At 73.2% G+C, this 11305-nt stretch carries 11 protein-coding genes; 10 read left to right on the top strand and 1 reads right to left on the bottom strand.

Translation table 11 applies throughout. The features are described 5' to 3' along the window. The 9 genes from PROKR_RS37700 to PROKR_RS28205 form a co-directional block, all read left to right on the top strand. On the top strand, nucleotides 1–169 hold a 169-nt coding region (locus PROKR_RS37700; RefSeq protein WP_036970514.1), incomplete at its 5' end, for a DUF4339 domain-containing protein. 2 nt (nucleotides 170–171) lie between these two features. After that, the gene (locus PROKR_RS28235; protein ID WP_084800732.1) at nucleotides 172–1356 is read left to right on the top strand and encodes a TFIIB-type zinc ribbon-containing protein; all 1185 of its coding nucleotides are present in this window, start codon (nucleotides 172–174) and stop codon (nucleotides 1354–1356) included. A gap of 70 nt (nucleotides 1357–1426) precedes the next feature. Then, the gene (locus tag PROKR_RS28230; protein ID WP_036970512.1) at nucleotides 1427–1876 is read left to right on the top strand and encodes a TFIIB-type zinc ribbon-containing protein; all 450 of its coding nucleotides are present in this window, start codon (nucleotides 1427–1429) and stop codon (nucleotides 1874–1876) included. A 436-nt stretch (nucleotides 1877–2312) separates the two neighbouring features. Beyond that, nucleotides 2313–2405, top strand: coding sequence for a K(+)-transporting ATPase subunit F (gene kdpF, locus PROKR_RS32000; protein ID WP_084800731.1), 93 nt, complete (start codon nucleotides 2313–2315; stop codon nucleotides 2403–2405). Between the two features lie 8 nt (nucleotides 2406–2413). Then, entirely contained in the window at nucleotides 2414–4081 is a 1668-nt protein-coding gene (gene kdpA / locus PROKR_RS28225; protein ID WP_036970790.1) for a potassium-transporting ATPase subunit KdpA, read from the top strand. Beyond that, a complete protein-coding gene (gene kdpB, locus PROKR_RS28220) occupies nucleotides 4078–6291 on the top strand; it encodes a potassium-transporting ATPase subunit KdpB (protein WP_036970509.1) in 2214 nt (737 codons plus the stop codon). The genes kdpA and kdpB overlap by 4 nt, the downstream gene beginning before the upstream one ends. Before the next feature lie 32 nt (nucleotides 6292–6323). Further along, on the top strand, nucleotides 6324–6950 hold the full coding sequence (gene kdpC, locus PROKR_RS28215) for a potassium-transporting ATPase subunit KdpC (protein WP_084800730.1): 627 nt from the start codon (nucleotides 6324–6326) through the stop codon (nucleotides 6948–6950). Between the two features lie 4 nt (nucleotides 6951–6954). Continuing rightward, nucleotides 6955–9489, top strand: a complete 2535-nt coding sequence (locus tag PROKR_RS28210) for a DUF4118 domain-containing protein (RefSeq protein WP_036970506.1) — start codon at nucleotides 6955–6957, stop codon at nucleotides 9487–9489. Beyond that, complete coding sequence (locus tag PROKR_RS28205) at nucleotides 9486–10205, top strand: response regulator (protein ID WP_020016460.1); 720 nt, start codon at nucleotides 9486–9488, stop codon at nucleotides 10203–10205. Before PROKR_RS28210 ends, PROKR_RS28205 begins: the two co-directional genes overlap by 4 nt. Nucleotides 10206–10241: 36 nt before the next feature. On the opposite strand, the gene PROKR_RS28200 is transcribed toward PROKR_RS28205, so the two are convergent. Beyond that, a complete protein-coding gene (locus PROKR_RS28200) occupies nucleotides 10242–10658 on the bottom strand; it encodes a MarR family winged helix-turn-helix transcriptional regulator (RefSeq protein WP_036970504.1) in 417 nt (138 codons plus the stop codon). Nucleotides 10659–10709: 51 nt separating this feature from the next. Between PROKR_RS28200 and PROKR_RS28195 the strand changes: the two genes are divergently transcribed. Then, nucleotides 10710–11297 (top strand): TIGR03086 family metal-binding protein, encoded by a 588-nt coding sequence (locus PROKR_RS28195; RefSeq protein WP_036970502.1) that lies wholly within the window; start codon nucleotides 10710–10712, stop codon nucleotides 11295–11297. Nucleotides 11298–11305: the final 8 nt, after the last annotated feature.

Here is an 11305-nt window from a genome sequence, read left to right as displayed (position 1 = left end):
GACCGGCCCGTTCGACGACGCCGCGCTGGCCGGCCAGGCCGCCGCAGGCACCCTCACGGCGAGCACGCTGATCTGGCGCGCGGGCATGGCCGGCTGGGAGCCGGCGTCGTCCGTGCCTGACGTCGCCAAGCACCTCGGCGCTACGCCGCCCCCGCTGCCGCAGGCCTGAGGATGGTCGAGCTCACCGACGGCGGCCCCGCCGCCCACCACGCCTACCCGTGCGAGCAGTGCGGGGCCAACGTCGAGTTCTCGGCGGGCACCGGCACGCTGACCTGCCCGTACTGCGGGCACACGCAGCAGGTCACCGCCGTCGTCCGCGAGGTGCGCGAGCACGACTTCGCGGCGCTCGCGTCCCGGACCCGGACCGCGGCGCCGGCCACGCAGGACTACCGGTGCGGCACCTGCGGCGCCGTGACCACCAGCGACCACCTGTCCCAGAAGTGCGGGTTCTGCGGGTCGCCCATGGTCGCCGAGGTCGAGGGCCTCGGCCTGGTCGAACCCGAGGCCGTGCTGCCCTTCGAGGTGGACCGCGAGGCCATGCAGGGCGCACTGCGCACCTGGGTACGCTCGCGCTGGTTCGCACCGTCCGCCCTGAAGAAGGTGGTCTCCGCCGAGCAGGCGCACGGCGTCTACCTGCCGCACTGGACGTTCGACGCGCGCACCCGGTCCGACTACGTCGGGCAGCGCGGCGAGCACTACTGGGTCACCGAGACCTACACGACCACCGACTCCGAGGGGCGCAGCCAGACCCAGACCCGGCAGGTGCAGAAGACGCGCTGGTACCCGGCCGCCGGCACCGTCGCGCGCGACTTCGACGACGTGCTGGTGGCCGGGACCGGCCGGGTCATGCCCGAGCACCTGGCGAAGCTCAGCCCGTGGCCGCTGCAGCAGGCCCGGGCCTACCAGCCCGACTACCTGGCCGGCTACGAGACCCTGCGGTACGACGTCGAGCCCGAGACGGGGCTGGAGGTTGCCAAGCGCGAGATGGCGCCGGTCATCGAGAACGACTGCGAGCACGACATCGGCGGCGACGTGCAGCGCGTGCACCAGGTGCACACCAGCTACGCGGCGGTGACGTACAAGCTCCTGCTCCTGCCCGTCTGGATCGCCACCTATCTGTACGGCGGCAAGCCGTTCCAGGTGCTGGTCAACGCCCGCACCGCCGAGGTGGTGGGCCAGCGGCCCTGGTCCGCGTGGAAGATCGCGCTCGCCGTGCTCGCGGGCCTGCTCGTGGCGGCGGCGATCGTCTGGGCGGTCGTCGCGAACGGCGACGGCGGCACGGCCGGGGCGCTCGCCGAGGCTGCCGTGCGGTGGGGCGAGCCGGTGGTCCGTGAGAGCGTGGGAGCTCCGACGTAGCCCGCAGGAACCACAGCCTCACCCCGTCCGTTGGGTGACCGGTAGAAGACGACCGCGAGGAGACCAACCGATGCTGTGCCCCATCGACCAGACGACGCTCGTCATGTCCGAGCGCAAGGGGATCGAGATCGACTACTGCCCCACGTGCCGTGGCGTGTGGCTCGATCGTGGCGAGCTCGACAAGGTCATCGACCGGTCGGTCGAGGCCGAGATCGCCGCGGAGAACCGGCCGTCGGCGCCCGTCGCCCCGCCCGCACCCGCCGCCCCCTCGACGCCGAACCCGGTGCACGCCGGCCCCGCCTACGGCTCGCCGCAGCCGGCCTACGACCCACGCTACGACGACCGGCGTCGGGACGACGACCGCCGGCGTGACGACGACCGCCGGTACGACCGCGACCGCCGTTACGACGACGACCGCCGCTACGACCGCGACCGCCGCTACGACGACGACCGCCGCTACGACCCGCGCTACAAGAAGAAGCGCAAGGAGTCGATCCTCGGGGAGCTCTTCGACTTCTGACCCCAGCCGCACCGCGCTGACGACATCGGTCGGTTGCTGTGAGACCGGTCCATCGCTGGACCGACCTCGCAGCAACCGACCGATCTCATTTTCCGCCGACCCGATGCCGGTGCGCCCGGAGCGGTCGAACGTAGGGCTTGTCGGCGCATGAGCGCTTATGCGCCGACAAACCCTACGTTCGACGGCGCCCGCCCGGCGCCCGCACGGCGGCCGGCGGCGCCCGGGGCACGGTGCGTTAGGGGCCTGTCAGCGAGCGCCCGGGCGGCGTCAGCGTTCCGTCAAGGACTGGTTCCACCGGTCGCGGACCGGCGTAGACCAGTGGCATGACCGATCTGGCCTTCATCCTCCTGACCGTGGCGTTCTTCGCCGCGGTGGCTCTGGTGGCGCGGCGCGCCGCCGTGAGCGACGACTCCGCCCGCCCCTCGGGGAGGCGGAAGTGAACCTCTTCGACGCCGTGGGCCTGGTGCTCACCCTCGCGGGCCTCGTGTACCTCTTCGTGGCGCTGATCCGCGCCGACCGGACGCGGTGATCGCCGCCATGAGCTCCGCAGTCCTCGTCGCGGTGGCGCAGGTGGCCGTGCTGGCCGCAGTGCTCGCAGCCGTCCACGTTCCCCTGGGCGCCTACCTGGCGCATGTCTACTCCAGCCCGAAGCATCTGCGCGCCGAGCGCCTCTGGTACCGCATCGTCCGCGTGGACCCGGACGCCGAGCAGCGCTGGACCACCTACCTGATGTCCCTGCTCGGGTTCTCGCTGGTCTCCGTCCTGTTCCTGTACGGCATGCTGCGCCTGCAGGAGCACCTGCCGTGGAGCCTGGGGTTCACCGGGTTCGACCCGGCCGGTGCCTGGAACACCGCGGTCAGCTTCACGACCAACACCAACTGGCAGTGGTACTCGGGTGAGGCCGCCGCGGGACACCTGGTGCAGATGGCCGGCCTGGCCGTGCAGAACTTCGTCTCGGCCTCCGTCGGCATGGCGGTCGCGATCGCCCTGGTGCGCGGGTTCGCCCGCTCCGGGACGGACGCCCGTATCGGCAACTTCTGGTCCGACCTGACCCGCGGCGTGACCCGCATCCTGCTGCCCCTGTCCCTCGTGGCCGCGGTGCTGTTGATGGCCGGCGGCGTGATCCAGAACCTGGACCCGCACACCGCGCTGACCACGGTCGAGGGCGCCACCCAGCAGTCGCTGGGCGGCCCGGTCGCCTCTCAGGAGGCCATCAAGGAGCTCGGCACCAACGGCGGCGGCTTCTTCAACGCGAACTCCGGCCACCCGCTGGAGAACCCGACCCCGTTCACCAACCTGGTCGAGGTCTTCCTGATCCTGCTCATCCCGTTCACGCTGCCCCGCACGTTCGGCATCCTGGTCGGCGACAAGCGGCAGGGCTGGGCGATCCTCGGCGTCATGGCCGGCCTGTTCGCGGCCTCGCTCGCGCTGACCACCTGGGCCGAGATGGCGGGCCCCGGGGCCGCGCCCCAGGCGGCGGGCGCCGCGATGGAGGGCAAGGAGACCAGGTTCGGCCCGGCGGGCAGTGCGCTGTTCGCGGTGGCGACCACGGCGACGTCGACCGGCGCGGTGAACGCGTCGCACGACTCGCTGACCGCCCCCGGCGGAGGCCTGGTGCTGTTCAACATGCTGCTCGGCGAGGTCGCCCCCGGCGGCGTCGGCGCGGGCCTGTACGGCATGCTCGTGCTGGCCGTGGTCGCGGTGTTCATCGCCGGGCTCATGGTGGGCCGCACGCCCGAGTACCTGGGCAAGAAGATCGGCCGCGCCGAGATGACGCTCGTCGCGCTGTACGTGCTGACGGTCCCCGCGCTGGTCCTGGTGGGCACGGCGGTCGCCGTGGTCGTCGAGCCGGGCCTGGCCGGCATCCAGGAGTCGGGCCCGCACGGCCTGTCCGAGGTGCTGTACGCCTATGCCTCCGCCGCGAACAACAACGGTTCCGCGTTCGGCGGGCTCACCAGCGGCACCCCGTTCTACGAGGTGACCCAGGGCATCGCGATGCTGGCCGGCCGGTTCGTGCCGATCGCGCTGGTGCTGGCCCTCGCCGGCCGCCTCGCGAGCCAGACGGCCGTGCCCGCGACGTCGGGCACCCTGCCCACGCACCGCCCGCTGTTCGCGGGCCTGCTGGCGACGGTGGCGATCATCGTCGTGGGTCTCACCTTCATCCCCGTTCTTTCCCTCGGTCCCGTTGTGGAGTCCCTGTCATGACCATCGACACCCGGAACGTCCCGGACGTCCCCACCCGAGAACCCGCGTCCGGCGGGGCCGGCCCGCAGCGGGCCGAGCGCTCCGCCGCGCCGCGCGCCCTGACCTGGACGCAGCTGCGGTCCGCCTTCCCCGGCGCGCTGCGCAAGCTCGACCCGCGCGTCCTGTACACCTCGCCCGTCATGTTCGTGGTCGAGGTGGGCGCTCTGGTCACCACGGTGCTCGCCATCGTCCAGCCGGGCGTGTTCGCCTGGTGGGTCGCGGTGTGGCTGTGGGCCACCGTGCTCTTCGCGACGCTCGCCGAGTCCGTGGCGGAGTCGCGGGGCAAGGCGCAGGCCTCCACGCTGCGCGCCACGCAGCAGCAGACGACGGCGCGCAAGGTCGACGCCCCGCGGGACACGCTCCGGTACACGAGCGGCCTGGCCGACCTGCCGACCGTCGAGGTGCCGTCCTCGACGCTCCAGGTGGGCGACGTCGTGGTGGTCGCCGCGGGCGAGACGGTCCCGGGCGACGGCGACGTCATCGAGGGCGTCGCGTCCATCGACGAGTCGGCCATCACCGGCGAGTCCGCCCCCGTCATCCGCGAGTCCGGCGGCGACCGCAGCGCTGTCACCGGCGGCACCGTGGTGCTCTCGGACCAGGTCGTCGTGCGCGTCACGGCGCCCGCCGGGGCCACCTTCGTCGACCGGATGATCGCCCTGGTCGAGGGCAGCGAGCGGCAGAAGACGCCGAACGAGATCGCGCTGAACATCCTGCTGACGTCGCTGACGATCGTGTTCCTGCTGGCGGTGGCCACGCTGCAGCCGTTCGCGGTCTACTCGGGCTCCCGGCAGTCGCTGCTGGTGCTGGTGGCGCTGCTGGTCTGCCTGATCCCGACGACGATCGGCGCGCTGCTGAGCGCGATCGGCATCGCGGGCATGGACCGGCTGGTGCAGCGCAACGTGCTGGCGATGTCGGGCCGCGCTGTGGAGGCGGCGGGTGACGTGGACGTGCTGCTGCTCGACAAGACGGGCACCATCACGTACGGCAACCGGCGGGCAACCGAGGTGCTCCCGCTGGGGAAGGTCGCCCCGCGCGAGCTGGCGGCCTCGGCCCGGCTCGCGTCCCTCGCGGACGAGACCCCGGAAGGGCGCAGCATCGTCGAGCTCGTCGACGGCATGCCCCTCTCGGGCGGCGGAGCCGGGACGGTCGAGGAGCTCCCGGTGGACGCCGAGCTCGTGCCGTTCACCGCCCAGACGCGTATGTCCGGGGTGGATGTGCCGCTGACCCGGACCACCGAGGCCGGGGGTGCCGGGCACACCGAGATCCACCGCATCCGCAAGGGTGCGGGCAGCGCGATCCAGCGCTGGGTGCACAGCACCGGGGCACAGCTCTCCGACAAGGAGCGCACCGAGCTGGAGGGGCACATCGACGCGGTCTCCCGTCTCGGTGGCACCCCGCTGGTGGTCGCGGAGCAGCTCGGCGAGCAGCCCGCGCGGATCCTCGGCGTCGTCCGGCTCAAGGACGTGGTCAAGGAGGGCATGCGCGAGCGGTTCGACGAGCTGCGCGCCATGGGTATCCGCTCGGTGATGGTGACTGGCGACAACGCCGTGACCGCGCGGGCCATCGCCGCGGAGGCGGGGGTGGACGACGTCCTGGCAGAGGCCACCCCGGAGGACAAGCTCGCGCTCATCAAGCGCGAGCAGGAGGGCGGCAGGCTGGTCGCGATGGCCGGCGACGGCACGAACGACGCCCCGGCGCTGGCCCAGTCCGACGTCGGCGTGGCGATGAACACCGGCACGTCCGCCGCCAAGGAGGCGGGCAACATGGTGGACCTCGACTCCGACCCCACCAAGCTCATCGAGATCGTGGAGATCGGCAAGCAGCTGCTCATCACGCGTGGCGCGCTGACCACGTTCTCGGTGGCGAACGACGTCGCGAAGTACTTCGCGATCCTGCCCGCCATGTTCATGACGGTGTTCCCGCAGCTCGAGGTGCTGAACGTCATGCGCCTGGCGAGCCCGGGCTCGGCGATCCTGTCGGCCGTCATCTTCAACGCGCTGATCATCCTGGCGCTGATCCCGCTGTCGCTGCGGGGCGTCAGGTACCGGCCGGCCTCGGCGTCGTCGCTGCTGCAGCGCAACCTGCTGGTCTACGGCCTGGGCGGCCTGGTCGCGCCGTTCATCGGCATCAAGCTCATCGATCTCGTCGTCTCGCTGATCCCGGGCCTGTAGCCCCGCGCACCGGATCCGGAAAGGAAATCACAATGGCAAGCACCACGGTGGCGAGCGAGCTCGCGACGCTGACCCGGCACTCGCTGGCGGGACTGCGCATGCTGCTCGTCCTCACCCTCCTGCTGGGCCTGGCGTACCCGCTCGCGGTGACCGCCGTCGGGCAGGTGGCCTTCCCCTGGCAGTCCAACGGCTCGCTCGTCCGCTCGGACGGCTCGCACACGACCGACCGGTCGGAGGCGGTGGGCTCGGCGCTGGTCGCGCAGGGCTTCGAAGGCGCGCAGTACTTCCACCCGCGGCCGTCGGCGGCGGGCGACGGGTACGACACTCTGGCCTCGGGCGGCTCCAACCTGGGCCCGCTCAACCCCGACCTGGTCGCGACGATCGAGGAGCGCAGGGCGGCCGTCGCCGAGCTGGAGGGTGTCGAACCGGCGGACGTCCCGGCCGACGCCGTCACGGCCTCCGCCTCGGGCCTGGACCCGCAGATCAGCCCCGAGTACGCCGCGATCCAGGTCGCCCGGGTCGCGCGCGAGCGCGGCCTGCCGGTGGCCGACGTCGAGGCCGCGGTCGAGGCGCACACGGCCGGGCGTGACCTGGGCGTGCTGGGCGAGCCGCGGGTCGACGTGCTCGAGCTCAACCTCGCGCTCGATGACGCACACTGAACCCATGACCACCGGACGCCGGGGCCGCCTCACCGTCTACCTGGGGGCGGCCCCTGGCGTGGGCAAGACCTACGCCATGCTGGACGAGGCGCACCGCCGCCGGGCGCGCGGCACCGACCTCGTGATCGGGCTGGTCGAGACGCACGGCCGTGCCGCGACGGTCGCCAAGATCGGCGACCTGGAGATGATCCCGCGCCGGCTGGCCGAGCACCGCGGTTCCACGCTCACCGAGCTCGACGTCGCCGCGGTGCTGGAGCGCGCGCCCGAGGTGGTGCTCGTCGACGAGCTGGCGCACACCAACGCGCCAGGCTCCCAGCACGCCAAGCGCTGGCAGGACGTGCACGACCTGCTGGGCGCCGGGATCGACGTGGTGACCACGGTCAACGTGCAGCACATCGCGTCCCTCACGGACGACGTCGAGGCGATCACCGGGGTGCGGCAGCGCGAGACGGTGCCGGACCAGGTGGTCCGCGAGGCAGACCAGATCCAGCTCGTCGACCTCTCGCCGGAGCAGCTGAGGCGCCGGCTCGCGCACGGCAACGTGTACCGCGCCGAGCAGATCGACGCCTCGATGTCGTCGTTCTTCCGCGTCGGCAACCTGACGGCGCTGCGCGAGCTCGCGCTGCTCTGGCTCGCGGACCGGGTGGACGACGCCCTGACCCGGTACCGCGCCGACCACTCGATCGGCGGCACCTGGCCCGCCCGCGAGCGCATCGTCGTGGCCGTCACCGGCGGCCCGGAGACGGAGACGCTGCTGCGCCGGGCCGCGCGGATCGCCCAGCGGGCGGCGGGCACCGAGCTGCTGGCCGTGCACGTGCTGCCCACCGACGGTCTGCCGTCGACGCCGTCGGCCACGATCGCGGCGCACCGCGCGCTGGTGGAGTCGCTCGGCGGTGCGTTCCACACGGTGGTGGGGGAGGACGTGCCGTCCGCCGTCGTGGACTTCGCGCGCGGGGTCAACGCGACCATGATCGTGGTGGGCGTCTCCCGGCACCCCGTGTGGCGGCAGGCGCTGCTGGGCTCGTCCAGCGCGGAGATCGCGCGGCTCTCGGGTGCGATCGACGTGCACCTGGTGACGCACGAGCGGGCGCGGGTCGGCGTGGGCGTGCGCTCGCGCTACTCGTCGCTGTCCCCACGACGCCGGGCCGCCGGCTGGGCGTCGGCCCTGCTCATCCCCGCCGTGCTCACGGCCGGGCTGCTGGCGATCGGCCGGGACGACGTCGCGCTCGCGACGGACGCCATGCTGCTCCTCGCCGGGGTGGTCGGCGTGGCGCTCATCGGCGGACTGTGGCCCGCGGTGGTGGCCGCCGTGGTGTCCAACCTGTGCCTGAACTGGTTCTTCGCGGCGCCCACGGGCCGCCTCACGATCGCGGAGGCGGAGAACGTGCTCGCCCTGGCGGTGTTCGTGGTGATCGCGGTGGCCGTGGCGTCCGTGGTGGACCTGGCGGCGCGGCGCACCACGCAGGCCTACCGGGCGCGGGCCGAGGCGTCCACGCTCGCGGCGCTGTCCCGGTCGGTGCTGTCGGGCCAGGACACGGCGCAGGCGATCGTGCACCGTCTGGCCCAGACCTTCGCGATGGCCGACGTGCGCCTGGAGGAGCGTGCCGACGACCGAGCGCCCTGGTCCGTGGTGGCGCACGAGCGGTGGGTCACCGAAGCGGAGCCCGCGCCCGGACCCGGCGACGACGGGGCGGAGCAGACCGAGACCGAGGTGCTGATCGACGACCGGCACCGGCTGGTCCTGGCGGGCCGTGTGCTGCCCGCGAGCGACCGGCAGGTGGTCGAGGCGTTCGGGGCGCAGGCCGGGATCGTCCTGGAGCGGCGCAGGCTGCGTGAGCAGGCCGCCCAGGCCGAGGTGCTGGAGCGCACCGAGAGCACCCGCACCGCGCTGCTCGCCGCCGTCTCGCACGACCTGCGCACGCCGCTCGCGGCGATCCGCACGGCCGTGGACGGCCTGGCCTCGCCGGACGTCGAGCTGGACCGGGAGGACCGCGACGTCCTGACGGCCACGATCGCCGACTCGACGCACCGGTTGGAGCGCCTCATCGGCAACCTGCTGGACCTGTCCCGCCTCCAGACCGGCGCCGTGCGGCCCGCGCTGCGCGCCGCGTCGCTGGAGGAGGTGGTGCCGATCGCCGTCGAGCCGTGGCTGGCCGACCTCACGCTCGACGTGCCGGAGGACCTGCCGCTCGTGCACACCGACCCCGGCCTGTTCGAGCGGGTGGTGGCCAACGTGGTCTCCAACGCGGTGCGGCACTCGCCGCCCGGCGCCAAGGTGCTGTTCACCGCCTCGGCGGCGCGCGACGCCGTCGAGCTGCGCGTCGCCGACACGGGCCCCGGCGTGCCGGACGAGCGCAAGGTCACCATGTTCGAGCCGTTCCAGCGGCTCGACGACACGAGCGCGAACGGCCTGGGCCTGGGCCTGGCGGTCGCGTCGGGCCTCGCGGACGCCGTCGGCGCCCGCATCTCCGCCGAGGACACCCCGGGCGGCGGCCTGACCATGGTTCTGACCGTCCCGCGTGATGGGATGGTCCCGTGACCGGTGAGGTGGACGGCGGGGGCGAGCGGTCGGCGTCCGGCAACCGCGTGCTCGTGGTGGACGACGACGCCGCGCTGACCCGCGCGCTGGCGATCAACCTGCGTGCGCACGGCTGGGACGTGACCGCCGCGCCGACGGGCGCCGCGGCGCTCGACGCCGTGGCGTCCACGCGGCCCGACGTGGTGCTGCTCGACCTGGGGCTGCCCGACATGCCCGGGCTCGACGTCATCGCGGGCATCCGGGGCTGGACCCGGGTGCCGATCGTGGTGCTGTCCGCCCGGCAGCTCGGCGACGACAAGGTGGACGCGCTCGACGCGGGCGCCGACGACTACGTGACCAAGCCGTTCGCCATGAACGAGCTGCTGGCGCGCCTGCGCGCCGCCGTCCGCCGGGCGGAGCCGGCGCAGGCCGAGGAGCCCGTGGTCACCGCGGGCGAGCTGCGGATCGACCTGGCGCGGCGGCAGGTCTCGCGCGCCGGGGAAGAGGTGCGGCTGAGCCCCACCGAGTGGGCCCTGCTGGAGGTGCTGGTGCGCAACCGCGGCCGGCTCGTGGACCGCAAGCTGCTGCTGCACGAGGTGTGGGGTCCCGCCTACTCGACGGAGACCAACTACCTGCGCGTCTATACGGCGCAGCTGCGGCGCAAGCTGGAGCAGGACCCGTCGCACCCGAAGCACATCCTGACGCACCCGGGGGCGGGGTACCGGTTCGAGGAGTGAGGGCGCCCGGCGTCTCTGACCTGCTCGGCGCGTGGGTCAGTCGAGGGACGCGGCCAGGGCCACCAGCGCCCGCTCGAAGTCCGCGCGCTCGCCGGCCGGAAGGGCCCCCAGCAGCTCCGTCTCCATGGCGCGGATGCCGGTCTGGCACTGTTCCAGAACCCGCCGCCCCTCGGTGGTGAGCGAGACGACGCGGTTGCGCCGGTCGGCCGGGTCGGGCACGCGGCTGACCAACCCGAGCTCGACGAGCCGGTCCAGGTTGCCGATCAGCCGGGTCTTGTCGCGCCCGGTCTCGGCCGCGAGCTGCGCCTGGGTCGGGGCGTCCCCCCGGGCGAGCGCGGTGAGCAGCACGTGATCCCACATCTGCAGGCCGGCGGCAGCGAGGATCGGCTCCTCGCGAGCGATCACCACCCGCAGCAGCCGGTCGAACAGATAGCCAAGCTCGGGACGCTCCACCCGGAGATCCTAACCACCAACCCATGATCTGCGCGGGTGTATCGTCTACATATGCTTACTTATTCGGAGATGCTCACCCTGCACCACACCGCCCTCGCCGAGACCACCCGCCTGATCGAGCGGGCCGCCCGGGGCCCGCTCGACCTCCCGACGCCGTGCGACGAGTGGGACCTCGCCGCCCTGCTGTCGCACATGATCGGCCAGAACCGTGGCTTCGCGGCCGCCCTCGGCGACGGCGACGCCGACATCGCCCTCTACGCGGGACCGGAGGTGACACCGGACTGCGCCGTCGGCGCGTGGGCGGAGTCCGCGACGGCGCTGCGCGAGGCGTCCGCACGCGCACAACCGGACGCCCCCGTCCACCTGGCCGAGTTCGACGCACAGGTCTCGGCGACCCTCGCGCTCGGCATGCAGCTTCTCGACACCGCGGTGCACGCCTGGGACGTGGCCACCGCGGTCGGCACCACCTACCGGCCGGACGGCGCCACCGTCGCCTTCGTGCTCGAGAGCGCGAGCGCCATCGCCGCCCGGCCGGGCGGGACGCCGGGTGTGTTCGAGCCTCCGCTCACCGCGACCGGTTCCGACCCGTGGTTCGCCGCGCTGCGGCTGCTGGGCCGGGACCCGCAGCCCGTCGCCTGACCATCCCC

It is taken from the genome of Promicromonospora kroppenstedtii DSM 19349 (assembly GCF_000515355.1).
Lineage (GTDB): Bacteria > Actinomycetota > Actinomycetes > Actinomycetales > Cellulomonadaceae > Promicromonospora > Promicromonospora kroppenstedtii.
This window is presented reverse-complemented; position numbering and strand designations above follow the sequence as displayed.